Consider the following 26121-nt stretch of genomic DNA (forward strand, 5'->3'; position numbering starts at 1 on the left):
ATTATAATGATGTATATTTATAATGTCAAATGGTTTTTTATTAATATTTAAAACTATTTTATGCATTTTAAGTTATTTATTATGTATATAATATACAAAAAACCGTTTATCCTTTTTTAGGATAAACGGTTAATCTTAAAATAAATCAGCAAACTCATCTTTCACTTGCGCAGTTTCCGCTACATTTACAGAAATAGTCTCGATGTTATCTAAAGCTTTTGCAATTAATGCATCGAAATCTGTGAAGCTTTCGTAATGCTCGATTTTATCTAGTTTTGGCTTTGTTTTTGGAGATGGTGGCGTGAAAATGGTACAGCAATCTTCAAAAGGTTGCACGGATAAGTTATACGTATCAATCTTTTGTGCGATTTGAATAATTTCATTTTTATCCATGGATACGACTGGACGAATGATTGGTGTCGCTGTTACGGCGTTAATCGCTAGCATACTTTCTAATGTTTGGCTGGCAACTTGCCCTAAACTCTCGCCATTAACAATAGCTAAACCATTTCTCTTGCGGCGCAGCTCATCTGTAATTCGGAGCATCATTCGACGAGTTACGGTCATAATCACGCTCTCTGGAATTTGTTGTTTAATCACTTCTTGAATTTCTGTAAATGGAACGATGTGCATTTGTACCTGTCCGCTGTATTTAGCCAATTTTGCAGCCAAATCAATCGCTTTTTGTTTCGCTTGTTCACTTGTATACGGTGGGCTGTGGAAATGAACTGCTTCAATTTCTACGCCACGTTTTTGGGCTAAATAACCAGCAACTGGGCTATCGATACCACCTGAAAGCATTAACATTGCACGACCCGATGAACCTACAGGCAGACCTGCTGCCCCAAGAATCGTCCGGCATGATAAGAATACGCCTTCTTTGCGCACATCAATGGTTAGTTTCACATCTGGATTTTTCACATTGACGGTTAAATCTTCTATATTTTGCAGGACATAGGCCCCGATTTCTTGATTTATTTCATTAGAATCAAGTGGAAACTCGCGGTGGCTACGTCTTGCTGCGACTTTAAATGTTCCATTCTCCTCATGCGCATCTTGTACTAAGGCAAGTGCAGCAGCTTTTACTTCCTCTAAATCTAAATTGACGCGGACCGCCGGGCTAAATGATTGAATCCCGAAAATCGGTTTCAGCCGTTCTTCAGCGAGCTGATAATCTGCTCCATTTAAAATAATATACATTCGGTCACGTTCTCCGTGAATGCGAACTTCTGGCAAATCTGTCATTGCACGTTTAACGTTTTGCGCCAACTTTGTCACAAATTGTTTTCTGTTTTTTCCTTTTGTAGATAACTCTCCGTATCTAATTAACATACGATCAAATTCCAATTATTTCACCACTTTATTTAGATTTTCAATGATTTCTTGCAGTTTTTGAATAAAAATTTTCGCTTCGGATAAACGATTTTCATACGATAAACTAACGCGTACAGCACCTGTTGCTTCTTCGTCCGTCACGCCCATCGCTTTTAATGTGCTGCTTGCTAGCTTCTGCTTAGAAGAACACGCACTAGTTGTGGAAATGTAAATATCTTCTTTTTCTAAAGCATGTACCAAAATTTCCCCACGATGCCCTTTTGCCGAAAAACAAACGATATGTGGAGCCGCGACACTTTGCTTCGTATGAACTGTCATATCAGGCATTTGCGCAATTTCCGTTAATAAGTAATCGCGAATCTCGATTAATGCTTCTTTTCGCGGCTCATTTTCGAGCGTTAGTCGTAATGCTTTTGCAAGCGCAACATTCCCAGCTAAATTTTCTGTTCCACTGCGGTAGCCCATTTCCTGCCCACCGCCAAGAATTTCTGAATGTAAATGCACATTTTTTCGTTTAAAAAGTATTCCGGATCCACGTAGAGCATGAAATTTATGCCCTGAAAAAGTGAGTAAATCAATAGCATTCTCATTTAGTGCAAGTGGTATTTTTCCGATACCTTGAACGAAATCCACATGAAAGAAAGTATGTTCACGTAAGCTTAACATTTCGCCAATTTCGTGCAGTGGTTGGATGCTTCCCACCTCATTGTTCACACCCATAATAGACACTAATATCGTTTCATCTGTGAGTGCATCTTTCAATGCTTCCATCTTGATGACGCCGTTTTTATCTACTGGTAAGTAGGTGACAGTAAAACCTTCCTGCTCAAGTTCTTCCATTACCATACGAACAGAAGGATGCTCAATGCTAGAGGTAATAATATGTTTCCCACGATTTTGGTAATTATACACTAGCCCTTTAATCGCTAAATTATTCCCTTCTGTCCCACCGGATGTGAAAATAATTTCTTCTGGCAAAGCCCCTACCATCGTAGCAATTTGTTTTCTTGATGTATCAAGCAGCTCTTTTGATTTAGCGCCAAAACGGTGAAGCGAAGAAGGATTAGCAAAATAATTACTTGCTACCTTTGTATATGTTTCAAGTACGGCCGCATTTGGCTTGGTTGTCGCACTATTATCGAAATAAATCATAAAACCGATATTCTCCTCCCCAATATTCCACTCTCCATTTTATCATAATTCCAACACTTTCCAACTACTATTTTCATAAAAAAACAGGATTCCTATTATAATAGGGACCCTGTTTTTACGTTTTTATTCAATGTCATCGACGCTTACTTTAGAGGCGTAGGCTTTCTCGACTTTTTTAAATGCGCCTGTTTCCACTTTTTCTAGTGCAGTTACAGCAATTTCTAAGGCTTTTTTATACTGATAGTCATAATAGAAATGGTTCTCAGCTTGCACGAGTTCATCTGCGAGTTCTTTATTGCGCAAACGATAACGATTCGCATATTGGATAACATGTTCCACGAGGCGAACATTTTCCATCATTTCTTCCGCTTTTTCAGTTAAATGGATTAAATCTTCTTCTGCAATGCGCCAATCTTGGCTCACTGCCTTCATGTTTAGCGGTTTTTCTTCTAAACGTTTCTCAAGCGTATCGATGGATTCCCCCATATGCTCTCGAAGCGACAAATACTCTTCTGGAAGACCTGGCAAACGCTCTCGTTCCATTTTGCGATCCAGTGTAATAATTGCTCGGCGCATACGTTCTGCATCATCACGCGCTTCTAGTTCGTCTTTACGCAAGGAACGTAATTCTTCAGCAAATTTATCCTGTTCAGCACTAATGGTAATAAGTGCTGCATCAATTTCTTTCAGTGTATCTTGAGCGGCAGAGTAAGCAATCTCTCCACTAGCAATTAAAGTAGTTAACTGTTCAAAGTTTTCTTTGGCTTCACTTAATTTAGCGCTCGTTTTTAAATAAACTGCCAAATCATCTTCTGCAACATGATACGTTTGTTTTACTTCTGTAATTTGCTCAGCAAGCGCATCTGAAACGGCATTTTGGCGTTGTAATTTGTCTGAAGTTGGACTATGATTTTCTTTCACAAAATGACGTGCTTCTGCTTCGTGTTCAAGCGTATCGTAAAACAAATCGATTTCATTATGTAATTCTTCTACTCCTTGTTCCGCTTCATCTAAATCAAGATTAATTATATTTTTTTTCATTTTATCAATTTGATTTTTCATGCGAGAAATCTCTTTATCTAACTCCATTTGAGCTAAATAATAACCTTTTCGGACCATTTCTTCATAACCAGCACGAAGTTTATTCATTTCTTCTGGCAAAATGGTATCTGTTTCGTGCAATAAGGACGGAATTCGTTCCATTTGTGCTTCAATGACTTGCATTTCTTTTTGAACTACTATAACGATTTCGCGTGCTTCTAAATGATCACCTTGGTCCGTTAATGAATCATAGCTATTTAAGCTTTCTGACAGTTCATTTAGTTTTGCTTCTACATAAGGTAACGTTTCTCCAAGCTTAAATCCTCTTGTTAAAACTTCCCGGCGTAGCTCCGCAAATTTTTCTTTCGTGGCACGGCTTTCTTTCGCATTTTTTTCTTCACTAATAAGCAGTTCTTTGAGGCCGCCAAGAATTTGATCCATTTGCTTTTCAATTACAACGAGCATTTGCTCAATATCATTTTCAGCATTTGTAGCAGAACGGAATTTGTAACGGTCCGTGTTCATCTCTGCTTCTAATAATACTTCTTCTAAATCAGGAAATAACCTTGTTTCAATTTCATCCCATGAGGAACGCCATGATTCAAAGAGCGCTTCTGTTTGACCTGTTAGTTTTAATTTTTTCACTTTTGAAAGTTCATCAATAACCGGCCGCTCTCTGAGTTTAATTTTTTTCTCTTCTAACTCGTTTATTCTTTGGTAATGTTTTCTTTTTAATATGTAGCCTGCACCAATGACTGCAATAACTACGATAATAAAGCCGATTAACATGTAGTACATCCAAAATCCTCCCATCAACGTTAACTTGTGAAAGAAAAACAGCCACACTCGAGCTGCTCATACATCTTTTCAATTATGTACATCTTTCCATATGTAGTATATTTTATTCCTCATTTTCAGTTCATTATACACATCTTTTATTTTACCACGATTTCTCTAGAATTACTTGCGTTTAGCGAAAAAAATTTTGGAACAAGTGAAACCTCTCCTATTACGAAACAAATTTCCCGAAATCCCTTAACGTTCATGCTATACTAAAGACAATATTTGAAAAGAAATGTGGGGATAAAAAAATGATTGAAATTCAAAAAATGACTGGAACAAAAGAAGAAAATTACAGCCTTGCGTTAAAACAAGTGCAAGCAATGATTCACGGCGAGCCAAATTTAATTGCAAACTTAAGCAATGTTTCGTCTATATTAAACCAAGCGCTTTCTGATATCAATTGGGTTGGATTTTATTTGCTTGAAAAAGAAACAAATCAATTAGTACTTGGCCCCTTCCAAGGTCTACCTGCGTGTATTCGCATTCCACTTGGCAAAGGTGTGTGCGGTTCTGCCGCCGCTGATCAAAAAACATATATAGTAGAAAATGTGCACGATTTCCCTGGTCATATCGCATGTGACGCGGCCTCTAACTCCGAAATCGTTCTGCCAATTGTAAAAAATCATCAATTACTTGGCGTGCTTGATATTGATAGTCCCCTTTTTAATCGTTTTGATGAAATGGACCAGTTGTGGCTTGAACGAATCCGTGATGCAATCGTTCAAGAAATCAATTGACAAGCTACTAGTAACTATACTATACTGGAAGATGTGTAAAATGCAGCTTGAGTAAAATGAATGAGTGTGTTGTTTACCCCCAGATGTAATTCTGTGGTATATCGCGTAACCGGCGGCTGCTATGGTGATGGTATATGAAGGTAAACTGCCCTGATTTGGTTTTACGTCACGTTTGTTTTATACCAAAAACAAATAAAAGGAGGAGTCTCTTATGGCTCGTTATACAGGTCCAAGCTGGAAAGTTTCCCGTCGTTTAGGAATTTCACTTTCTGGAACAGGTAAAGAATTAGAGCGTCGTCCGTATGCTCCAGGTCAACACGGCCCAACTCAACGTAAAAAAATCTCAGAATATGGTTTGCAACAAGCTGAAAAGCAAAAATTGCGTCATATGTATGGATTAACTGAACGTCAATTCAAAAACACGTTCAACAAAGCTGGTAAATTACAAGGTAAACATGGTGAGAACTTCATGATCTTACTAGAACAACGCCTTGATAACATCGTTTATCGTCTTGGTCTTGCTCGCACTCGTCGTGCAGCTCGTCAACTAGTAAACCATGGCCACATCACTGTAGATGGCAAACGCGTAGATATCCCTTCTTACCAAGTATCTGTTGGTCAAGTGATTTCTGTTCGTGAAAAATCTGCTAAAAACTCTGCAATCGCTGAAAGCTTAGAAGTTTCAAGCTTCGTGCCTGAATACGTAACTTTCGATGCAGAAAAACTAACTGGTTCTCTTAACCGTCTACCAGAACGTTCTGAACTTGCTGCTGAAATCAACGAAGCATTTATCGTAGAATTCTACAGCCGTTAATTAGAACTAAAAACCTTACAATGCATAACTTTGGTTATGGTTGTAAGGTTTTTTTATGCACAAAAAAACACTCGTCTTCAAAAACGAGTGCCTTCCCTCTTACTTATAAGAAACTAAGAAGTATTTTTTCTTGCCACGTCTTACAATCGTAAATTTATTTTCAATTCGGTCACTTGCATCCATAATTTTTTCCAAATCTTGCTGACGTTCACCGTTAATATAAATAGCCCCGTTCCCTACATCTTCACGTGCTTGACGTTTAGAAGGTTCGATACCAAGCGTTACTAACCAATCGACTAAGTTTGCTTCCGTATCTTCTGCAACAGATGTCGGAACGTCTTTGAATCCTTGTTCAATTTCATCCGCCGTAAGTGCTTTTACATCGCCACTAAATAGTGCTTTTGAAATTTTCAAAGCTTGTTCTAAAGCTTCTTCACTATGCACAAATTTGGTCATTTCTGCCGCTAATGTTTTTTGCGCAGCTCGTAAATGCGGTTCTGTTTCTACTTGTTTCGCTAGTTCATCAATTTCAGCTTCCGTTAAGAATGTAAAGTATTTCAAGTATTTTACAACATCACGATCATCCGTATTAATCCAGAATTGGTAAAACTCGTATGGCGTTGTTTTCTCTGGATTTAACCAAATCGCGCCACCTTCTGATTTCCCAAATTTTGTTCCATCAGCTTTTGTTAAAAGAGGAATTGTTAGACCGAAAGCTTTAGCATTTTCGCCTTGTTTTTTACGAATCAAGTCCAGTCCAGCAGTAATATTCCCCCACTGGTCACTACCACCAATTTGCAGACGGCAATCATTAAATTCATATAAGTGATTAAAGTCCATTGCTTGTAAAATTTGGTAAGCAAATTCTGTAAATGAAATCCCCACTTCCAAACGGCTAGCGACAATATCTTTCGAAAGCATCGTGTTCACATTGAATTCTTTTCCGTAATCACGTAAGAAATCAAGGATACTCACATCTTTTGTCCAATCATAGTTGTTCACCATGCTCGCCGCAGAATCCCCTTCAAAATCAAAAATCTTTCCAAGTTGCACGCGCAAACTTTCCACATTTTTGCTAATTTGTTCCATTGATTGTAACTTACGCTCTTCCTTTTTACCACTTGGGTCACCAATAGTTCCTGTCGCTCCACCCACTAAAATAATCGGACGGTGCCCAGCATTTTGGAAACGGCGTAAAATCATAAATGGAATTAAGTGGCCAATGTGCATCGAATCTCCTGATGGATCAATCCCGCAGTATAAAGAAATTTGCTTTTCGTCCACCCATTTACGTAAACCTTCTTCATCCGTTTGTTGGTAAATAGCTCCGCGCCATTCTAATTCATCAATAATATTCATTTCCCATCATTCTCCTTTTATTTTTGGACATAAAAAACGTCCCTCCGCTAAAAAATCTAGCGAAGGGACGTGTTAATTAACGTGGTACCACCCTACTTTTAGGAATAAATCCTACTTCAAAAAATAACGGCTCAACACCGGCCGCGCCATTATCCTGCGCAACGTGACTCCGGGATGTAATTCGTCTACTCATCTCTACTAGTTTCCACCAACCACTAGCTCTCTAGGAATAAGAACAAGCAACTACTTCGTCCGTTCATAGTCATTTTCGTTATGAAAAGTATACATACATTTATAACATATCGTCAAAAATGCTGTCAACTTATTTTTTTTCTTTAGTCGTTCCACGTAGTTTTTCACTATGTGGTAAAATAACTGTTTTTTCATCTACTTCTTCATTGGTCATTAATTTTGTTAATAGACGCATAGCAACCGCACCGATATCGTATAAAGGTTGTACGATAGTCGAAAGTTGTGGACGCGACATTAAAGTTAGTTTTGTATTATTACTTGTCATCACTTCTAAGTCTTCTGGAACTTTGATTCCAGCATCAAGCGCCGCATTCAAAATACCAATAGCTAGTTCATCATCTGCAACTACAACTGCATTAGGTTTTTTAGCTAGAGCACTTAATTCTTCCCAAACTTTCACACCTGCATTATAGTTATATTTCGCTTCGATAATGTAATCTTCTTGATAAGCAATTCCCGCTTCTTCTAACGCTTCTTTGTAACCAGCTAATTTCATTTCGCGATTGACTGGCTCGTTTAGAGAACCACTTACAAACGCGATTTGTTTATGACCATTATCTACAAAACGTTTCACTGCTTCTTTAGTCGCTTGTTTGTAATCAATGTTAACAGAAGCGAATTTGTTCTCCATATCCACAGCTCCAGCTAACACTACTGGCGCTGGAGAACGATCAAATTCTTCTTGTAATTGTTCCGAAATACGTTCACCCATATAAATAATACCATCTACTTGTTTACCAAGAAGCGTATTTAACACTTGAAGTTCTTTATCCTCATTTTCATCTGAATTACTAAGGATAATGTTATATTTATACATTGTCGCAATATCTTCAATCCCACGTGCAAGTTCTGCATAAAATACGTTAGATATATCTGGAATAATCACGCCAACTGTAGTTGTACGTTTGCTCGCTAGACCTCTAGCAACAGCGTTAGGACGATAACCTAATTGATTAATTACATCTAATACTTTTTTTCTTGTTACTGGTTTAACATTCGGGTTGCCGTTCACTACCCGAGATACCGTTGCCATAGAAACGTTTGCTTCCCGCGCAACATCATAAATCGTTACATTCATCTCTATTCACTCTCCATATTCATTATTTTAATGGCTCTACCTACCATTGTAAACGTAAACAAACTAGCCTTCCTTTAATAATACGATAACTTTTTTCGATATGCAATTGTTTTTACTCTTTATTTTCATTTATTTTCATATCAAAACGGCATAGTTCTTCGTAAGAAAATGCCGATAGAACATTGTTTTTTCATGACAAAACAAAAAACCTTGGAATCCCAAGGTTTTTCGCTGTTACTTTATTTTATGTGGTACTAAATTACTTGCTAAAATCGCATTCCAGAATTCTTCAAATTCAGGAATATCCATTTGTTGTGCAGAATCTGATAATGCAACTGCTGGATCTGGATGAACTTCCGCCATGACACCGTCCGCTTCGATAGCTAGGGCTGCTTTTGCACATGGAAGCAATAAATCTTTTCGACCAGTAGAATGTGTTACGTCCACCATAACAGGTAAATGCGTCTCTTTTTTCAAAATTGGTACAGCAGAAATATCAAGTGTATTTCTTGTAGCTTTTTCATATGTGCGAATACCGCGTTCACATAAAATAATTTTGCCATTTCCTTGTGACATAATATATTCAGCAGCACCAATAAATTCTTCAATGGTAGCAGATAGTCCACGTTTTAATAAGATTGGTTTGTCTACACGACCAGCTGCTTTTAGTAATTCGAAATTTTGCATGTTTCTTGCGCCAATTTGAATAACATCGACATAATCAAGAGCAACTTCAATATCAGCCGGTGTAACGATTTCACTAATAACCCCTAAACCATATTCATCTGATACACGTTTTAAAATTTTCAGTCCTTCTAAACCTAATCCTTGGAAGTCATATGGGCTTGTACGAGGTTTAAATGCACCACCACGAATAAGTTTTAAGCCTTTTGCTTTAATGGACTCAGCAACCGCAGCAACTTGTTCATAAGATTCCACGGAACATGGTCCGAAGACAAATACCGGTTCGCCATTCCCGATTGGCAATCCTTTTACTGTAACAATAGTATCTTCTTTTTTGTTTTTTCTAGAAACGAGTAACGCTTTGGAATGATCATCCTCTTGAAGTTCTAACCCTGCTTTAAAAATTTCTTTAAATAATTTTTGAACCGTGCTATCTTCAAAAGGTCCTTCATTTGCTGCAAGAATTGTGTTAAGCATTTCTCTTTCACGTAATGGATCAAAACGAAGAGAACCTTGAGTTCCTTTGATTTTACCAATTTCTTGTACTAAATTAGCGCGTTTGCTAATTAATTCTAGCAAATCAATATTTAATTGATCCACCTGTGTTCTAAGTTCCTCTAAATTTGCATTAACCATTTAACTTCCACCCTTCTAAAAATCTGCTCCAAGAATATTTCTCATTATAGAGGAAAACAGACAATTTGTCACGAATCCGCTTTTATACTTAATCGCTTTTAAGCATTAAAGTGAATAATGTAAAACTAATGTTAACATGTTTTAAAACAAATTACAAGCAGATAATCTATTTTTCCCCAATAAAAAAAACAGCCTCGTGAGGCTGTTTTTTGAACTTACTTTATTTTACTTCATTTTTAGCATCAGAAGCAATTTTTTTCGCTTCGTCTTTGCCTTCATCTACTGCTTTTTTTGCTTCTTTTCTTGCTTTATCTGCTGCTTTTTCTACATCGCCAGCAGCGTCTTTTGCTTCACTTTTTACAGCATCTGCCGCTTTTTTAGCAGCTTCTTGGTTTTCTTCTTTATTTTGTGAAACCACTTCTTTGACTGCTTTGCTTTGTTTAGAAACAGTATCTGCTAATTTACCAGATTTGTCTTTCACTACATCTACAAATCCACCAGCAGAATCAACTAATTTATCTTTTGTTCCTTTGGCTACACCACTAATTTCGATACCTTTTTCATAAGCAACATCTTTCCATTGGTTGCCTTTTTCTTTAATTGTATCGACTTGTGTATTTAAGTCCTCACGTAGTTCTTTACCTGATTTAGGTGCGAATAGAAGTGCTGCGGCTGAACCAACGATTGCACCAATTAAACCACCGATTAGAAAATCTTTTGTATTAATACCATCTTTTTCTGCCATGATAAATCCCTCCAAATTATATTAGAAATTAGATTGTTCTGCTGCTTCTTTTGCGGCTTCTTTCGCTGCTTTATTTGCTTTCATTTTTTCTCTAAAAGAAAGAATTGAATTGCTAATTGAGACAGCTTGAGAAATTTTCGCTTCGTTTTGTTCTACTTTGTTTGTTGCGAGTGTTGCTAATTCGCGAACAGATTGACTTAATCCTAGTAAAGAAGTCCCAATGTCACCAACTGCATCAAAAACTGGATCCACTTTCGCAACTTTGCCATTTACATCTTCTAGAAGTGTATTGGTCTTATCAAGCAATTTTTGTGATTGTCCTGTAATCCCTTGTACTTCTATTGTTATTTTTTCTAATGATTCAGCTACCTCATCCATTGTTTGGGAAGTTGATTTTAATGTTTTTCCCAAGTAGATGGCAATAACTAAAAGCGCAATTGCGGCAATAAGTGCTGCAATATACAAGATTACTATCATCTATCCACACCTCCATATTCCTTTTTCTATACCCTGAGTATTCCCCTCTAAAACTTTCTTCTCTAATGATCTATGTACAAAATACAAAAAAGAAAAGGTATTAGCTTCATTTTAGCAAGTAACTGCCGAAAAATAAACTAATAAGAAAGAAACCGGTTAATTTGTTGCAGAAGGTTGCTTTTGGCGTAATTTGGAGTAAAATAGATACAGGCTGCTTTTTGCCTAATTTAAGTTAAAATTTAGGGAGGTTATAATATGAGAGATGCAAGAATCGAAAAATTAGCACATAATTTGATAAATTATTCCGTCAAACTTGGCGCTGGGGAAAAAGTTTTAATTGAAAACTTCGGTGTTCAAAAAGAATTAGTGATGGCTTTAGTGGAAGAAGCATACAAAGCTGGTGGCTTTCCGTTCGTTTCCTTAAAAGAACCACAAATTGACCGCGCAATGATGCTCGGAGCGGATAGTTCCCAATATGCAAAAATTGCTGAATTCGAAGGCAACGTAATGAAAGAAATGGATGCTTACATAGGTTTACGTGCTGGCGATAATATCAATGAGACTTCCGATGTGCCAGCAGATAAATTGAAAATCAACGGAGAAACAGTTGGCAAAATGCATTCTGATATTCGTGTAAAACAAACGAAATGGGTTGTACTTCGCTATCCAAGTTCCTCCATGGCGCAACTTGCCAAAATGAGCACTGCTGGTTTTGAAGATTTCTACTTTGATGTGTGTAACTTAGATTACGGAAAAATGAGTGACGCAATGGATGGCTTAGTCGAACTAATGAATAAAACAGATAAAGTACACTTAGTAGGACCAGGAACAGATTTAACCTTTAGTATTAAAGATATTCCAGCAATTAAATGTGCTGGCGAAATGAATATCCCAGATGGTGAAGTATTTACTGCGCCCGTTCGTGATTCTATCAATGGAACACTTACTTACAACACACCATCTCCTTACCAAGGTTTTACGTTTGAAAATGTCTCTTTCACGTTTAAAGATGGAAAAATTATCGAAGCAACTGCAAATGATACAGCTCGCATTAACAAAGTCTTAGATACAGATGAAGGCGCGCGCTTCGTTGGTGAATTCGCTATTGGGGTCAACCCATTCATCCACGAACCAATGCAAGATATTCTTTTTGACGAAAAAATTGAAGGTAGTTTCCACTTTACGCCTGGTCAATGTTATGATGAAGCATTTAATGGCAACCAATCTGCCATTCACTGGGATCTAGTTAACATTCAACGTGCCGATTACGGCGGCGGCGAAATTTACTTTGATGATGTTCTTATTCGTAAAGATGGTATTTTTGTTCTTCCAGAATTAGAAGCACTTAATCCAGAAAACTTAAAATAAAAAAAGACGCTTAGGATTTATTCCTAAGCGTCTTTTTTAGTTTAAACAATTGTTTTTTCACCGGGTTGCCAGTTAATTGGGCACAGTCCGCCTGTTTGAAGCGCTTGTAGAACTCTTAAAACTTCATCCACTTCACGGCCGATATTATTATGGTGTACCACTTCGTACTGGATTTCACCTTTTGGATTGATAATGAAAAGACCACGTAACGCAACGCCTTCTTCCTCAATCAATACTCCGTAATCGCTAGCTACTTGATGATTCGTATCCGCAGCAAGTGGGTAGTTTAATTTACCAATTCCACCTTCTTTAATTGGTGTATTCGTCCATGCAAGATGCGAATGAATCGTATCTGTAGAAGCGCCAATTATGCGTGCATTTAATGCATCAAATTCATCTGACCGAGCGGAAATAGCAACAATTTCTGTCGGACAAACAAATGTAAAGTCCATTGGATAGAAAAAGAGAATCGTCCATTTATCGTCTTCTATATTTTTTTCTAGACTTACTTTCCCAAAAGTCTGATTTGGCATAACAGCTTCCATTTCAAATCTTGGAGCTTGTGTGCCTACTAAACGTTCTGCCACTTTTATCCCTCCATTAATTATGTAGTTGTATTTTGTATCACATGATATATTTTAATACACCGAAGAACTACTGTAAAGCTTTATTTATACTAATTATAAATAAGAAAAAAGCATACCAACGAATCGGCATGCTTTATTTAGTCATTAATTAATCGCACTTTTTTTCAAATCAGCTTCTGTCAAAACTTCATGATCAAGTACTTTTTCATAAGCGGCTTGAAATTTTTGAACGTCCCCTGCACCCATGAATAAAATAACCGCTTCTGGGTACTTCAAAAGTTCTTCTGTGTGCTCTTCTTTGATAATGTGGTTTCCTTTTGTTTTGTGAGCTAAATCAGCAATCGTCAAATTCCCTGTTTTTTCACGCGCGGAACCAAAGATATCACAAAGATACACTTCATCTGCCAAGTTCAAGCTGTCCGCAAAACCTTGTAAAAAAGTACGAGTTCGTGTAAATGTATGTGGCTGAAAAACAGCAACTACTTTTTTGTCAGGATATTTTTGTCTTGCAGCATTTACTGTAGCACGGATTTCTGATGGATGGTGCGCATAATCGTCTACTAACACTTGATTGGCTTTTTCTGTAATGCTAAATCTTCTTTTGACACCTTCGAAAGTTTTTAATTCCTTTTTCACATCTTCTACTGGCAGACCTTCATAATCGCAAAGCGCAATAACACTTAAAGCATTTAATACATTATGGTCTCCGTAAGCTGGAATTTCAAACGAACTTAAAAACTCACCGCGGTGATACACGTCGAATTTTGTTCCGGTTGTTTCTTTGATTACATTTTTAGCTTGGAATTCATTCTCTTCACCAAAACCAAAGTAAATAATCGGAATATCTAGAGAAAGCTTACGTAACTCCGCATCATCCCCTAAGGCAAATACGGCTTTTTTCACTTGTTTACCAAGAGTTTCGAACGCGTTAAATACATCATCCACGCTCTTGAAATAATCTGGATGATCCCAATCAATATTCGTCATAATTGCATATGTTGGTTTATAAGCAAGGAAATGGCGTTGATATTCACATGCTTCAAGCGCAAAATATTCTGCTCCTTTTGTCCCACTTCCAGTACCATCACCAATTAAATAAGAAGTTGGACGAATCGCACCAACGACATGCGAAAGTAAACCAGTTGTCGACGTTTTTCCGTGAGAACCAGTTATCGCAATACTTGTATAGCCCTCAATTAGTTGACCTAAAAATTTATGATATCGAATCACCGGAAGCCCAAGCTCCAGTGCACGCTCAATTTCTTCATGTGTATCTGGGAATGCATTCCCAGCGATAATTGTTAGGCCTTCTTGAATATTATCAGCCGAAAAAGTCATAATCGGAATTTGCTTTTCTTCTAAAGCTTTTTGTGTAAAGAAATATTTATCTACATCGCTACCTTGCACTTGAAAACCTTTATCATGCAGGATTTGAGCAAGTGCACTCATTCCTGACCCTTTTATTCCAACAAAATGATAGATAGTCATTATTTGAACCCCCATTAATTTATCTTGAAGAGGGTGCCTAAAAAAAACATGTTAACTGTTAAGCACCAAGTCTTAACTTTGAAAACAGTATAAAGCCTCCGTTTTCTAGACATCATCTTACGTTCTAACTGTGTTTTATGTTTGAATTCTAGTTGAGTCAATAATTCACCAGCTTATTATATCACTTTCCATGTAAATAGAAAAATCTTTCAGCGAATATAAGCGGAATTACTCATGAAAATAGCCATTATTTGTAAAACTAATTAAGTAATATGTTAGTTTAGTACTACAAAATTAAGATTCTTTGTTTCGTAGCTTAGCTAATTGATCCTTCGTAATAATGACGTCCCGAGGTTTAGAACCGTTAATTCCTGATACAATTTGGTGATTTTCAAGAGATTCCATTAATCTCGCCGCTCGGTTATAACCAATTCTAAAATGTCTTTGCAACAAAGATGTCGAGGCCGCATTTTGACTTAAAACAAAGTCACAAGCCTCTTCAAATAATTCATCGGTATTTTCTTTTGCCGTTTCTTTTACAAGTAATTCTTGTTCTTCAAAGATATAATCGGCTTCACCTTGACTTCGAACATGTGCAACAACTGCATCAATCTCTTCATCACTAACGAACGTGCCTTGTAAACGTACTGGCTTACTTGCGCCACTAGGTAAGAAGAGCATGTCCCCTTTTCCAAGTAGTTTTTCTGCCCCACTTGCATCTAGGATTGTTCTAGAGTCGATTTGAGACGATACAGAGAAGGAAACACGTGTCGGGATGTTCGCCTTAATAAGACCTGTAATGACGTCCACAGATGGTCGCTGTGTCGCTACAATCATATGAATACCACAAGCTCTTGCTTTTTGAGCAATACGGCTAATGGATTCTTCCACATCATTTGGCGCTACCATCATTAAATCAGCTAATTCATCAATTACAATTAAAATGTAAGGTAATTTTTCTCCTGTATGATCTGGGTGACTAGCATATTCATTATATTTTTCCATATTTCTAACGCCAGTATGGCTAAACAATTGATAGCGGCGTTCCATTTCTTCTACTGCCCATTTTAAAGCGACCGTAGCCGCTTTAGCATCCGTAATAACTGGACTTACAAGATGTGGTATCCGGTTGTAAGGAGCTAACTCGACCATTTTCGGGTCAATCAAAAGTAATTTCAGTTGGTCTGGAGTTGCTTTATAAAGTAAGCTTACTAACAATGAATTGATGCACACGCTTTTCCCTGATCCAGTAGCTCCGGCGATTAAACCATGGGGCATTTTTTGTAAATCAGTAATAATTGGCGTTCCTGAGATATCTAGTCCGAGCGCAGCTGTTAGCGGTGATGTAGATGACTGAAAAGCTTCCGTATTCATCAATTCAGAAAGCATCACGGGACGACTTGTTTGATTCGGAATTTCTATACCTACTGTACTCTTACCAGGTATTGGCGCCTCAATCCGTATATCTTTCGCCGCTAAATTTAATTTAATATCATCCGTTAAATTAGTGATTTTACTGACTTTAACGCCTTTTTCAGGTTGCACTTCAAATCTTGTGACAGCTGGACCTTGTGTACGATTAACTACGCTTGCCTGTACATTGAAATTTTCTAAGGTTTCATCTAGCATCTCTTGCTGCATTTGTAGCCATGAGTCGTCTTCTCGTTTGGAGACTGGCGGATGGAGTAAACCAAACGATGGAAATTCATAGTTCGTTGGGTAAGAGGCAGTCGCTACTTGCGCCTCTCGAACAGTATTCGTTTGTTCTGCTTCAATCTCAACTGGTTGTTGCCCATCTATTTCCGGTGCTTCTTCTTTTTGAAGCGCTTGTTTGTCTTTTTTTACCATCATGACATTAAATGGAATTCTGCTTTTTAGCAATTGTTTTTGTCTATTTGATTCTACTTGTTTGCTTCTAGTAGTTGTTTTCGTTTGCGCCGCCTCTTCCGTTATAAGGGAAACGCGTGCCGGTTCTTGCTGTTCTACTGATTCTGGGGTTACTTCCACTGTTGGTTGCTCCGTAACGACTTCTTCCGTCACTGGCACTGACGCAACCTCTTCTTCTATTTGACGATTTAGCTCTGTGTCAAAAGCAATTGTTTCCGCTTCTGCTGACTCTAACAAATCTACTGGAGCAATGGTTAAATCTTCTTGTATTGTACTAAGTTCTTCCGCTTCTGTTACAGCAAACTCAAATTTACTTGGTCGTTTATTAAAGGCATAAACAGGCGAAGGTACATCTGTCGCCGTAAAAGGTCGTTTCCTTGTTTCCTCTTTTACTGGTTGCGTTTCTGCCACTTGTCTTTCTGTTATTGGTTGTTTTTTTGGAGGAGTTGGTTGGCTTTTTTGTTTATCTGGAATTAACGGAAAACGAAATTCGCCTTTTGGATATTGATAAACCATTTGCGTTTTCATTTGTCGTTTCACTGGTTGCATATGTTTTTGTTTTGAAACTGTTTTATAAGCAACTGGTCGTTCATTCCTTATAGTACGTTCTTTTGTTTTAATAGCTGTCACATTTGATTTTGGCACTACTACTTCTGGCGCCTTCTGTTTCGTTTTCTTTTCTACTTTTCTTGAAGACGTATCTTCGTATGTATCTATTTCCTCGTCCATATCGCCAAAGAAAAAATCTTTAAACCATCCCATTCATTATCACCCTAAATTTAATTTTCTTGTTTGATTTTAACAGACAAAAACAAAATAATCTATGACAAAATTGTGAATTCGCCTTTTTTTGAACCATATTCGTTATAATACCTTGGTAATAAAGGGTTTAAACGTGGTATAAGTTTTTGTTATAAAGGCGAAATTGATTCATTTTTGTGCAATTTATGTATATTTTGTATACAATTAAAGAATTATAGTTCTACATTTAGGGTGTTTTCACAATATCTAATAAATAGCAACTAAAAAAGCGCCCGATATAGCATCAGACGCTCAAAATTAAACATTTATTTAGAAATTAACAGGAAAAGCTTCTCCGATTGTAGCTGATTCTTCCAGAACCATAATCCCCTTTTCCGTAGGCGCATCAGGAATCGCCAACTCTCTCGCAGCACAAACCATGCCGAAAGAATCCTCGCCTCGCAAATTAGATGGTTTGATAATTAAACCACTTGGTATAACCGCACCAATTTTTGCGACAACTACTTTTTGACCAGCGTCAATGTTCGGGGCACCGCATACAATTTGTAATACTTCATCCCCTACATTGATTTTACATACATTTAATTTATCTGCATTAGGGTGCTTCTCTTTCGCCTCCACATAACCGACGACAAATTTAGGAGATAAATCAGCCACGATTTCCGGTTCGAATCCAGCTTTTTCAATTACTTGATTCATTTGCGATACTAATTCCTCTGTCAAATCCACCTTGCCATTTGCAGTAATATTAAAATAGTTGGAGCTATTAAAGATGTTATATCCCGCCAACTCTTTTGTTTCACGATCAAAAATTCGCACTACATCACCACGACGTTCCCATTCACGATTTTCAAACGTTACTTCACCTGTTTCAATTAGTAGAGTGTTCCCTACCCCTTTTTCATTATAAAATGCGTTTACTATCACGTTTTCTACTCCTTTAATCTGTTTTTTGCCATTATAAATATCGGTTCAAGTTTACCATTATTATAGACAAATGGCAAAGAGGTAATTGGTACGAGTCCGTCCGCGAAAAAGTCCATCGTCATATGAGCCAAAACATCATACCCTGTGTTATCTTGAATATCACCAATAATTAAGACGTCTTGATGCGGTACCGCAAGCACCATTTCCCCAGTTATTTTCTCGCGCATTTCACGAAGAAACGCTTCATTCAGCAATCTACTGGCATCGTAACCATCATTTGTACGAACGAAATAAAAATCATTACCATTAACAGAATCTTTTTTTAGCGGAATAGCTAAATTCGCCAAATTACTAAAAGCAGCTTCTCTAATTTCTTTATGCGTTAGTCGCGCTTTTTCAAGCATACTTTCTTCAATAAAACGATAAGATTTACCCAAGTCAAACGCATAGAAGATTTTCGTTTCCGCTGTGTGCTCATCCGTTAATAGCGCTTCTCCTGCTTTCGTCTCACTAGGGAAAGAAGTCGCACGAACAACTGGGTAAATGTTCGCTTGCTTATTTTTCAGATCCACATTTCCTGCCGCAGCTCGAAAACCTTCTTCGACATAATAAATAATCTTTTCAACAGCTGCCTCCCCATCATTTTCATAATTCGCAATAATTTGCGGGATAGTTAGCGTTACTTTTTTGCCATTTTGCGTAACAGAAAGTGTGTCGTTATCTCGATTATACGCAAATTGTCGATTCGGTGCATCCAGTTCTTTTTCTAGTAGTGCTTTCATTTTTATTATCGTCATTTTTGCCATAAGTGCCTCCCCTTCCATAAAAAGCAGTCACTTTTTATATCGCAGCTAAAAAATCATTAATTTCTTCTTTTGTTTTTCTATCTTTACTTACAAAACGCCCTACTTCTTCACCGTCTTCAAACACTAAAAAGCTAGGAATCCCAAAGATTGCTAAATCCGCACATAAATCAATAAATTCATCTCGGTCAACATGGTAAAAGACAAAGTCCTCATTTTCCGCTTCGATTTCAGGCATTACTGGTTCGATGAATTTGCAGTCGCCGCACCAATCAGCACTAAACATAAAAACGGATTTACCTTCTGATTTAATAGCGTCAAATTGTTCTACTGATTCTAATTTTTTCATTTCCATACGCTCCTTCTGATTTCATACTAGTTAAATCCTACCGCCTAACAACACTTTCGTCCAGAATAACGCTCATGAAAAAAGCCCAGCCCCAACGAAGGAGCCAAACTTTTTTTACCGTACTTTAGAGCGCACTTTTTTCTTTTCTAAAAAATCGTGGAAATATCCGAAAAATAATGTCACGATTCCAGCAATCATAGTGGTCCATATCCAGCCAAGCTCTGAATCACGAAAATAAGGTAAGTCCGTAACATAGCCTAGCAAGAATACTAAACTCACCAACAAAAGGAACAACCCCACAACAATTACAGGTTTCTTCATTATTTTACGCATTGTTTTTAATTGTTTCATAAGTTGTTTTATCCAAACCGCGAATAAGCGTTGTAATCATTTCTTTTGCAGCAGCGTAATCATCCACATGTAAAATCGAGTTAGACGAGTGAATGTATCTAGCCGGAACACCAATTACCGCACTTGGAATCCCACTAAGCGATGTATGCACTTTCCCCGCGTCCGTTCCCCCTGGCGAAACAAAATATTGATAAGGAATTTTATTCGTTTCCGCAGTATCTAATAAAAATTCACGCATACCCCGATGCATAATCATCGTCCGGTCAAAAATACGCAATAAGAAGCCTTGACCAATTTGACCGAATTGCGATTTGTTACCAGTCGTATCATTTGCAGGGCTAGCATCTAACGCGAAGAATAAATCCGGGTTAATCATGTTCGCACTCACTCCCGCGCCGCGCAGGCCAACTTCTTCTTGCACATTCGCCCCAGCAAAAAGCGTATTCGGCAACGATTCATCTTTCAATTCTTTCATAAGTTCAATCGCAAGACCAACGCCATAACGATTATCCCATGCTTTCGCTAAAATTTTCTTTGGATTCGCAAGTGGCGTGAATTCAGCTACAGGGACAATGAATTGCCCAGGTTTGATACCGATTTTCTCTGCATCCGCTTTATCATCCGCGCCAATATCGATTAGTAAGTTTTTCGGATCTGTCGGCTTGCTGCGTTCCGCTTCCGACAACAAATGTGGTGGGACAGAGGCAACTACGCCGATAACCGGACCGTTCGGCGCCATAATTTGCACACGTTGCGCTTGTAAAACTTGCGGATTCCAACCGCCAATTGTTTGAAAACGTATTAGACCATTTTCCGTAATTTGCGTTACCATAAAGCCAACTTCATCCATATGAGCCGCAACAAGGACACGCGGGCCATCTTCCGCTCCGTGGCGTACACCAAAAATACCACCTAAGCCGTCCTGAATAATTTCATCGGAAACCGGCTCAAGTTTTTTTCGCATAAAAGCGCGAATTCTATGTTCATCACCCGAAGTGCCTTGAAGTTCCGTTAATGCTTTAAACATCGCTAACGTTTCTTTTTCCATTAATAATCATCTCTTTCCGTCTAAAATCTCTTTTATTATAGCAAATAATATTCGTTTCTGCTCATTTCACTTCCCCCTTTTATAGAAAGCGTGTTCAAAAATCCTTTTATAATCAAAAATTTGTAGTATAATGATTAAAAGAGATGTTCATAGTAGCATCTTTTAAAAAGAATAGGAAACACTAGGGAGGAAAAGCGATGAACTGGAAAGCTTTCATTGCAGGCGTTGGAGCAGGCGCAGCGGCTGGACACCTTGTTTATCATTATTTACTTAGCGATAAAACAATTTCTGGGGACGTCATCTTAGAAAAAGTAAAAGAGGCATTCAAGCAAGAAGGACCGATTGAAGGTTCTTGGATTCAACTTAAAAAACAACATTACAAAAAATTCGCGATTGATACATTCGTTTACCACGGCGGAATCACATGTATTCGTGAAGGCGAGAAGAAGCAATTCGAATTTATCGCAGACGCTAACACAGGAACAATCATTGATGTATATTTAGCATAAAAAATAAAACGACTACCCAATATGGGTAGTCGTTTTTTAACGGATAAAACTATCGATTTTCTTTTTAATTATCGCTTCATCCGTTTCACCTTGTTCAATTAATTCCTTCATTTGTTCCGTGTAGATTAACTTTGCTGCTGCGTCCATCGCCTTTTTAACCGCCGCAATTTGTTGCATAATAGTTTCTAAATCACGCTCTTCTTCCGTCATCGTTTTTATCGAACGCACATGTCCTTCTATCTTAGCGAATCGGGTTACTAACGCTTTCTTTTGGTCGCTATTCATACATACCCCCTTATAGTATACCAGATGACAACCCCCTACCCAGGATATCATTTTGGCTATTTCAAAGCATTTATAAATACAATTATATCACAAAATAAAAATACCCTCAAAAAAAGAAGCAGTTTCTCGCTTCTTAATTCCGCTGTTCTATTTTTAATTCAGCTTCCCTTTCTCCATTTTTACCAATTTGAACTGCTCGAAATCTAGCATCATGGTATGATAAAAACCAGTAATTTTCACCAAAAGTTTGGTTGAAAATTTCTTGTTTGGCAGAGATAGAAGTCATTGGATAATCATCATAAGCAGTGACCCAAAGAACATTTTGATGCGCAAATGTCGGGAAAATATCCGCCATATGTATCGCTTTTTCTCCGTCCGATTCGATCCAAACAACCGAATGTCCATTACTATGTCCACCCGTATGCTTCATTTTAATCGCATCGTTGAATTCTTTTTCTTTAGTAAATGTGTGAATTTGTCCAGCTATCATTTGCCAATTTTCTTCCCAATATGTGGCTTTTGAGCGAATATTGGGGTGTTGCATTTCCTCCCATTCCGTTTTGGAAGTCCAAATTTCTGCATTGGGAAAGATGGAATAAAAGTTCCCCTCTTCCGAAACACCAGTCAGACCTAACACATGGTCGAAGTGCAAATGCGTCATCAAAACATAATCAATATCTTCTGGAGCAATGGATAATTGCGCCAAATCTTCTAGCACAAACGATTCTTCTGTTACGCCATAATTCCGTTTTTGTTTTTCTGTAAGTCGTCTGTTCCCTAGCCCACTATCAATTAAATAATTTTTCCCTAAGTACTGAAAAAACATCGGATCGGTTACATTAGCTAATTGATTTTTGTCGTTTGCGGGATATTTTTTCTCCCATAAAGGTTTTGGAACAACGCCAAACATTGCGCCACCGTCGAAATGAGTATACCCTCCGCGCAACCAATGAATCTTTATTTTCCCAATTTGAATGGAATCCACTTTTTAACGCCTCCCACTAAAAAAATAAAAACCAGATGCAGCAGATGCACCTGGTTATCCTTGTTAATTTCTATCAAATTTTGCTTCAAGACGATAGATGGGGAATCCTTTAGCTGAAAATTTTTCTTCGTATTCAGTTTTGATATTCCCTTCATAATCGCTATTATGCAAGTCAAGTGATACAAAAGTTAATAACATATTGTATTCTGAGAAAGCTACTAGCGAATATTCGAACAAACTGCGATTATCGGTTTTGAAATGAATCTCCCCCGCTTTCGGTAGCAGTCGCTCATAAATAGTTAAGAACGTTGGATTCGTTAGTCTACGTTTTGTATGGCGTTTTTTCGGCCATGGATCGGAGAAGTTTAAATAAATTTGTGCTATTTCTCCTTTTTCAAAACATTCTTCTAGTAATTTAGCATCTCTAGCAACTAATCGTAAATTAGGGACGTCCGCTTCAATCGCTTTATCAAGCGCCGAAACGAGCACGCTTTCGATCATTTCGATACCAATATAGTTAATTTCCGGATTTGCTTTTGCCATGCCACTAATAAACTGACCTTTACCGGAACCAATTTCGATATGGATAGGATTATTATTTCCGAATACTGCTTTCCACTGACCTTTGAAGTCTTCTGGTTTTTTGATATAAATAGCCGGAAATTCTTCGAGTCTATCTTTTGCCCATGGTTTATGTTTTACACGCATCTTTCTTTACACCTCATCATCTTCTATAGCATTTTGAAAAATTTGTTTTGCTCGTTCATTCGCTTCGTCTGTTTGGTCAGTTGTGAGTTGCATAACTGTTTGACAAATCGTATACCATTTTAATTTACGATGTAATTCATCGGTTAATTCGGTGCCATAATTAGAGAGCCAACTTACCCAATTTTCTCTTGGGATGTATTGGTATAAAATCATTCCGATATCATTCGCCGCATCAGCAAGCATCGCACCATCCCAATCAACAAGGAACAGTTCATTTTCCTCTGAAATAATCCAATTATTATGATTAACATCTCCGTGACAAACTACATAATTAGTTGTCTTAGCAGCAGTGAGATTTTGTTCTAAATATTGAATGGCCTCTGTTATTTCTTTTGATAAATCGTTAATATCTTTTGTTTTCACTTTTACGAGAGTTAAAAGCTGCTCAGCAGAGAAATAGCAATTTTCAATTTTCGCTAGCATGTGTTGCAAGTTTTCTGAATGATGGATTTTAGCTAATAGTTTTGCCACTCGCGGTCCAACCATTTCTTCACGTGTCAAAATATGGCAATTCACCCATTTTTGAGCAGTGATGACATCTCCATTCTCTACGCGTCTTGTCCAAACTAATTTTGGAACAATATTCTCTACAGAAAGCGCAGCTAAAAAAGGCGAAGAATTTCTTTTTAAAAAGAATTTTTCGTCTTCATGTGTTGCAACGAATGCTTGGCCAGTTTCCCCTCCGGCCGGGGCTATGTCATATTCTCTCCCAAAAAAGTTATCTTTCATCTACATGCACACCTTTTACTAGCTCTTTGCAACTTCATTATCCCTCGTTTATTTCACTTCCGAACAAATAGGTAACTATTCATGATTTTACTTCTCTTAGGCTTACTAGTCAAGTCAACATATGTTCGTTCTCTAGTTTTTTTTACAAATTTACTTTAATTGCACAAAAAAAGTGCATTCCATCAAAATGGAACGCACTTTTTATTATTTATGCTTTTTCGGTTTTAGTGACAATTGGAGCCATGGCACTTCTATTTTTTTGTATAAAGAGTGCTAGGACACAAGCAACTACAGAAAGAATGCCTGCAACTAAAAAGGCTGTTTCAATTCCGTGAATAAGGACATGGTTGGCAATATCTGTTTTCGTTTTGCCAATTACATCTGCTGGTCCGAGTTTATTAGCAAAACTTGCAGCACTTTTAGACATAACCGTTATAAGCGCCGCTGTTCCGATTGAACCGGCAACTTGACGCATGGTGTTAAACATTGCTGAACCATGAGATGCTAGTTTTAACGGAAGCGAGTTGAGCGCTGCTGTTTGTAGTGGCATCATAACCATCGCCATCCCAGCCGAACGAATCGTTTGTACAATAATAATAAACGTCAATGTAGTAGATTCATCCAAGTTGGTAAACATGAAGGTCGATCCCGCCATGATAATTAAGCCGACAAGCGATAAATATTTAGCCCCAAAACGGTCAAACATTACCCCAGTTACAGGTGAGAGTATTGCCGTGACAAGTGCACCTGGCAAGAGAACAAGCCCGGATTCTAATGGCGAAAACCCTCTAACAGTTTGCAAGAAAATTGGTAGTAATAACATACCACCAAAAAGTCCCATTACAACAAAGAAACTAATAGCCGTTGTAAGTGCAAACGTTGGGTATTTAAATACTCTAAAATTGAGTAGTGGTGCTTTGTTGCTAGTTTGATAACGAATAAATATTCCTAATACAACTAGTCCAAGAATAATAAATCCAGCTACTTTCCAAGTTAACCAATCATGGTCTCCAGCATTACTAAATCCTAGTAATAAACTACCAAACCCGACAGTAGACATGATAACTCCAAGAATATCGAGTTTCGGGAACGTTCTTTTTCCGACATTTTTAAGTAAGAAAATCGCTACGACAATATCAAGTATCGCAAATGGAATAATAATAAAGAATAAATTGCGCCAATCATATTGTTGAACAATCCAACCTGAAAGCGTCGGACCGATCGCTGGAGCAAAGTTCATGGCAAGACCAATCAAGCCCATTGCTCTCCCTCTTCGCTCCATTGGAAATAAATTTAAGACAACAACGGTCAGTAGCGGCATAACAATCCCAGCACCAATCGCTTGTACCATCCGGCCAGCAATAAGCATCGTATAATCTGTCGCAAATCCGCCAATCGCTGTACCAATCGCAAAAGTAATCATCGCGAATAAGTAAAGTTGACGCGTTGTAAATCGTTCAATTAAAAAAGCTGTCATTGGAATCATGACACCATTAACTAACATAAATCCAGTCGATAACCATTGCCCTTGACTGGCTGTAATTCCAAAATCTTTCATAATACTTGGTAGCGCGACATTCATCAACGTTTGGTTAAGAATCGTAACAAAGGCGCCCATAAGCATAACAATCAAAATACCATTACGCTTCACTGATGTACTTGCTGCTTTCATATTCAATCTCGTGCACCTTCCCTTTCTAAAATAGTGATAATCTCTTGGTGCATCTCTAGCATTTCTTTTAACCGATCTTCGCCAATCTCTAAGATAGGTTCTAAACGGTTGAAGAATACATGATACGTTTCTGCTGCTTTTGTAGCTCCTTTTTCGGTTAATTCTAAGCTGAGTGCGCGGCGATTACTTTCATTTCTTGTGCGTTTCAAAAATCCCGCTTTTACTAGTCGATCTACAATACCAGAGACAGTACTTTTACCAAGCTTCATTCGTTCTGCTAATTCGCCAAGTGTTAATTCTGATTCTCTTTGTAATTCTCTGATTGCAAGTAATTGAGTTGTCGTAATTTCCCTGTTCGCCGCTTCTTCTGCAAGGACATGATGCGTTTTCCGTTGCACTTCGCGAAAGGAGAATATAACCTCTTTCACTAATTTTTCATCCATTGACTTC

At 37.8% G+C, this 26121-nt stretch carries 26 protein-coding genes and 1 other annotated feature; of the genes, 4 read left to right on the plus strand and 22 right to left on the minus strand.

All coding sequences use genetic code 11. The features are described from left to right. Positions 1–135: 135 nt before the first annotated feature. The 3 genes from thiI to ezrA form a co-directional block, all read right to left on the minus strand. Complete coding sequence (thiI, locus tag HRK21_RS13665) at positions 136–1347, minus strand: tRNA uracil 4-sulfurtransferase ThiI (RefSeq protein WP_069888731.1); 1212 nt, start codon at positions 1345–1347, stop codon at positions 136–138. Continuing rightward, positions 1348–2487, minus strand: a complete 1140-nt coding sequence (locus HRK21_RS13670; RefSeq protein ID WP_069888730.1) for a cysteine desulfurase family protein — start codon at positions 2485–2487, stop codon at positions 1348–1350. A 123-nt stretch (positions 2488–2610) separates the two neighbouring features. Further along, the gene (gene ezrA / locus HRK21_RS13675; protein ID WP_070006720.1) at positions 2611–4326 is read right to left on the minus strand and encodes a septation ring formation regulator EzrA; all 1716 of its coding nucleotides are present in this window, start codon (positions 4324–4326) and stop codon (positions 2611–2613) included. Positions 4327–4619: 293 nt separating this feature from the next. Between ezrA and msrC the strand changes: the two genes are divergently transcribed. Beyond that, positions 4620–5108, plus strand: coding sequence for a free L-methionine (R)-S-oxide reductase MsrC (gene msrC / locus HRK21_RS13680; protein WP_070006721.1), 489 nt, complete (start codon positions 4620–4622; stop codon positions 5106–5108). 211 nt (positions 5109–5319) lie between these two features. Beyond that, positions 5320–5922 carry a 30S ribosomal protein S4 gene (rpsD, locus tag HRK21_RS13685; RefSeq protein ID WP_003723325.1) on the plus strand — a complete coding sequence of 201 codons (603 nt, stop codon included), beginning with the start codon at positions 5320–5322 and terminating at the stop codon, positions 5920–5922. Between the two features lie 99 nt (positions 5923–6021). On the opposite strand, the gene tyrS is transcribed toward rpsD, so the two are convergent. The 5 genes from tyrS to HRK21_RS13710 form a co-directional block, all read right to left on the minus strand. Next, entirely contained in the window at positions 6022–7281 is a 1260-nt protein-coding gene (gene tyrS / locus HRK21_RS13690; RefSeq protein ID WP_070006722.1) for a tyrosine--tRNA ligase, read from the minus strand. Positions 7282–7341: 60 nt separating this feature from the next. Beyond that, positions 7342–7550, minus strand: a binding site (T-box leader). Between the two features lie 53 nt (positions 7551–7603). Next, positions 7604–8611, minus strand: coding sequence for a catabolite control protein A (gene ccpA / locus HRK21_RS13695; protein WP_003736740.1), 1008 nt, complete (start codon positions 8609–8611; stop codon positions 7604–7606). 234 nt (positions 8612–8845) lie between these two features. Then, on the minus strand, positions 8846–9931 hold the full coding sequence (locus tag HRK21_RS13700; protein ID WP_003739057.1) for a bifunctional 3-deoxy-7-phosphoheptulonate synthase/chorismate mutase: 1086 nt from the start codon (positions 9929–9931) through the stop codon (positions 8846–8848). 220 nt (positions 9932–10151) lie between these two features. Further along, positions 10152–10676 (minus strand): YtxH domain-containing protein, encoded by a 525-nt coding sequence (locus tag HRK21_RS13705; RefSeq protein ID WP_069888728.1) that lies wholly within the window; start codon positions 10674–10676, stop codon positions 10152–10154. 21 nt (positions 10677–10697) lie between these two features. Beyond that, positions 10698–11153 (minus strand): DUF948 domain-containing protein, encoded by a 456-nt coding sequence (locus HRK21_RS13710; protein WP_069888727.1) that lies wholly within the window; start codon positions 11151–11153, stop codon positions 10698–10700. Between the two features lie 255 nt (positions 11154–11408). On the opposite strand from HRK21_RS13710, the gene HRK21_RS13715 reads away from it, so the two are divergent. Continuing rightward, entirely contained in the window at positions 11409–12521 is a 1113-nt protein-coding gene (locus HRK21_RS13715; RefSeq protein ID WP_069888726.1) for a M29 family aminopeptidase T, read from the plus strand. A gap of 41 nt (positions 12522–12562) precedes the next feature. On the opposite strand, the gene HRK21_RS13720 is transcribed toward HRK21_RS13715, so the two are convergent. The 8 genes from HRK21_RS13720 to HRK21_RS13755 all read right to left on the minus strand — a co-directional run bounded on the left by HRK21_RS13720 (position 12563) and on the right by HRK21_RS13755 (position 20723). Further along, positions 12563–13108, minus strand: coding sequence for a peroxiredoxin (locus HRK21_RS13720; protein WP_003723569.1), 546 nt, complete (start codon positions 13106–13108; stop codon positions 12563–12565). A 144-nt stretch (positions 13109–13252) separates the two neighbouring features. Continuing rightward, complete coding sequence (murC, locus tag HRK21_RS13725) at positions 13253–14596, minus strand: UDP-N-acetylmuramate--L-alanine ligase (RefSeq protein WP_069888725.1); 1344 nt, start codon at positions 14594–14596, stop codon at positions 13253–13255. A gap of 294 nt (positions 14597–14890) precedes the next feature. Beyond that, a complete protein-coding gene (locus tag HRK21_RS13730) occupies positions 14891–17245 on the minus strand; it encodes a DNA translocase FtsK (RefSeq protein ID WP_070006723.1) in 2355 nt (784 codons plus the stop codon). Positions 17246–17554: 309 nt separating this feature from the next. Continuing rightward, entirely contained in the window at positions 17555–18172 is a 618-nt protein-coding gene (gene ytpR / locus HRK21_RS13735) for a YtpR family tRNA-binding protein (protein WP_070006724.1), read from the minus strand. 5 nt (positions 18173–18177) lie between these two features. After that, positions 18178–18978, minus strand: coding sequence for a DUF1444 domain-containing protein (locus HRK21_RS13740; RefSeq protein WP_070006725.1), 801 nt, complete (start codon positions 18976–18978; stop codon positions 18178–18180). 34 nt (positions 18979–19012) lie between these two features. Next, complete coding sequence (locus HRK21_RS13745; RefSeq protein WP_061690352.1) at positions 19013–19324, minus strand: thioredoxin family protein; 312 nt, start codon at positions 19322–19324, stop codon at positions 19013–19015. Positions 19325–19438: 114 nt separating this feature from the next. After that, the gene (locus tag HRK21_RS13750; protein ID WP_070006764.1) at positions 19439–19657 is read right to left on the minus strand and encodes a hypothetical protein; all 219 of its coding nucleotides are present in this window, start codon (positions 19655–19657) and stop codon (positions 19439–19441) included. Next, positions 19650–20723, minus strand: coding sequence for a M42 family metallopeptidase (locus HRK21_RS13755; RefSeq protein WP_070006726.1), 1074 nt, complete (start codon positions 20721–20723; stop codon positions 19650–19652). Before HRK21_RS13755 ends, HRK21_RS13750 begins: the two co-directional genes overlap by 8 nt. Positions 20724–20920: 197 nt before the next feature. Here HRK21_RS13755 and HRK21_RS13760 point away from each other — a divergent pair, with 197 nt between their 5' ends. Continuing rightward, positions 20921–21232: a PepSY domain-containing protein gene (locus tag HRK21_RS13760; RefSeq protein ID WP_003739067.1), complete on the plus strand. Its 312-nt coding sequence runs from the start codon at positions 20921–20923 to the stop codon at positions 21230–21232. A 36-nt stretch (positions 21233–21268) separates the two neighbouring features. On the opposite strand, the gene HRK21_RS13765 is transcribed toward HRK21_RS13760, so the two are convergent. From HRK21_RS13765 to HRK21_RS13790, 6 genes are all read right to left on the minus strand, one after another. Beyond that, positions 21269–21517, minus strand: coding sequence for a metal-sensitive transcriptional regulator (locus tag HRK21_RS13765; protein ID WP_003739068.1), 249 nt, complete (start codon positions 21515–21517; stop codon positions 21269–21271). Between the two features lie 133 nt (positions 21518–21650). Then, positions 21651–22502, minus strand: coding sequence for a YtnP family quorum-quenching lactonase (locus tag HRK21_RS13770; protein ID WP_069888720.1), 852 nt, complete (start codon positions 22500–22502; stop codon positions 21651–21653). A 63-nt stretch (positions 22503–22565) separates the two neighbouring features. Further along, positions 22566–23210: a tRNA (guanosine(46)-N7)-methyltransferase TrmB gene (gene trmB / locus HRK21_RS13775; protein ID WP_070006727.1), complete on the minus strand. Its 645-nt coding sequence runs from the start codon at positions 23208–23210 to the stop codon at positions 22566–22568. A 6-nt stretch (positions 23211–23216) separates the two neighbouring features. Continuing rightward, on the minus strand, positions 23217–23999 hold the full coding sequence (locus HRK21_RS13780; protein WP_069888719.1) for a phosphotransferase family protein: 783 nt from the start codon (positions 23997–23999) through the stop codon (positions 23217–23219). A gap of 208 nt (positions 24000–24207) precedes the next feature. Next, positions 24208–25677, minus strand: a complete 1470-nt coding sequence (gene mdrM / locus HRK21_RS13785; protein ID WP_077952312.1) for a multidrug efflux MFS transporter MdrM — start codon at positions 25675–25677, stop codon at positions 24208–24210. Then, positions 25674–26114 carry a MarR family winged helix-turn-helix transcriptional regulator gene (locus HRK21_RS13790; RefSeq protein WP_003729654.1) on the minus strand — a complete coding sequence of 147 codons (441 nt, stop codon included), beginning with the start codon at positions 26112–26114 and terminating at the stop codon, positions 25674–25676. The genes mdrM and HRK21_RS13790 overlap by 4 nt, the downstream gene beginning before the upstream one ends. Positions 26115–26121 lie beyond the last annotated feature (7 nt).

This window comes from Listeria monocytogenes (assembly GCF_013282665.1).
Classification (GTDB): domain Bacteria; phylum Bacillota; class Bacilli; order Lactobacillales; family Listeriaceae; genus Listeria; species Listeria monocytogenes_C.

Coding starts and splice junctions, on each gene's coding strand:
- HRK21_RS13670 (WP_069888730.1), bottom strand. CDS start 2,487: ATGATTTATTTCGATAATAGTGCGACAACCAAGCCAAATGCGGCCGTA.
- ezrA (WP_070006720.1), bottom strand. CDS start 4,326: ATGTACTACATGTTAATCGGCTTTATTATCGTAGTTATTGCAGTCATT.
- msrC (WP_070006721.1), top strand. CDS start 4,620: ATGATTGAAATTCAAAAAATGACTGGAACAAAAGAAGAAAATTACAGC.
- rpsD (WP_003723325.1), top strand. CDS start 5,320: ATGGCTCGTTATACAGGTCCAAGCTGGAAAGTTTCCCGTCGTTTAGGA.
- tyrS (WP_070006722.1), bottom strand. CDS start 7,281: ATGAATATTATTGATGAATTAGAATGGCGCGGAGCTATTTACCAACAA.
- ccpA (WP_003736740.1), bottom strand. CDS start 8,611: ATGAATGTAACGATTTATGATGTTGCGCGGGAAGCAAACGTTTCTATG.
- HRK21_RS13700 (WP_003739057.1), bottom strand. CDS start 9,931: ATGGTTAATGCAAATTTAGAGGAACTTAGAACACAGGTGGATCAATTA.
- HRK21_RS13705 (WP_069888728.1), bottom strand. CDS start 10,676: ATGGCAGAAAAAGATGGTATTAATACAAAAGATTTTCTAATCGGTGGT.
- HRK21_RS13710 (WP_069888727.1), bottom strand. CDS start 11,153: ATGATAGTAATCTTGTATATTGCAGCACTTATTGCCGCAATTGCGCTT.
- HRK21_RS13715 (WP_069888726.1), top strand. CDS start 11,409: ATGAGAGATGCAAGAATCGAAAAATTAGCACATAATTTGATAAATTAT.
- murC (WP_069888725.1), bottom strand. CDS start 14,596: ATGACTATCTATCATTTTGTTGGAATAAAAGGGTCAGGAATGAGTGCA.
- HRK21_RS13730 (WP_070006723.1), bottom strand. CDS start 17,245: ATGGGATGGTTTAAAGATTTTTTCTTTGGCGATATGGACGAGGAAATA.
- HRK21_RS13740 (WP_070006725.1), bottom strand. CDS start 18,978: ATGGCAAAAATGACGATAATAAAAATGAAAGCACTACTAGAAAAAGAA.
- HRK21_RS13745 (WP_061690352.1), bottom strand. CDS start 19,324: ATGAAAAAATTAGAATCAGTAGAACAATTTGACGCTATTAAATCAGAA.
- HRK21_RS13750 (WP_070006764.1), bottom strand. CDS start 19,657: ATGCGTAAAATAATGAAGAAACCTGTAATTGTTGTGGGGTTGTTCCTT.
- HRK21_RS13755 (WP_070006726.1), bottom strand. CDS start 20,723: ATGGAAAAAGAAACGTTAGCGATGTTTAAAGCATTAACGGAACTTCAA.
- HRK21_RS13760 (WP_003739067.1), top strand. CDS start 20,921: ATGAACTGGAAAGCTTTCATTGCAGGCGTTGGAGCAGGCGCAGCGGCT.
- HRK21_RS13765 (WP_003739068.1), bottom strand. CDS start 21,517: ATGAATAGCGACCAAAAGAAAGCGTTAGTAACCCGATTCGCTAAGATA.
- trmB (WP_070006727.1), bottom strand. CDS start 23,210: ATGCGTGTAAAACATAAACCATGGGCAAAAGATAGACTCGAAGAATTT.
- HRK21_RS13780 (WP_069888719.1), bottom strand. CDS start 23,999: ATGAAAGATAACTTTTTTGGGAGAGAATATGACATAGCCCCGGCCGGA.
- HRK21_RS13790 (WP_003729654.1), bottom strand. CDS start 26,114: ATGGATGAAAAATTAGTGAAAGAGGTTATATTCTCCTTTCGCGAAGTG.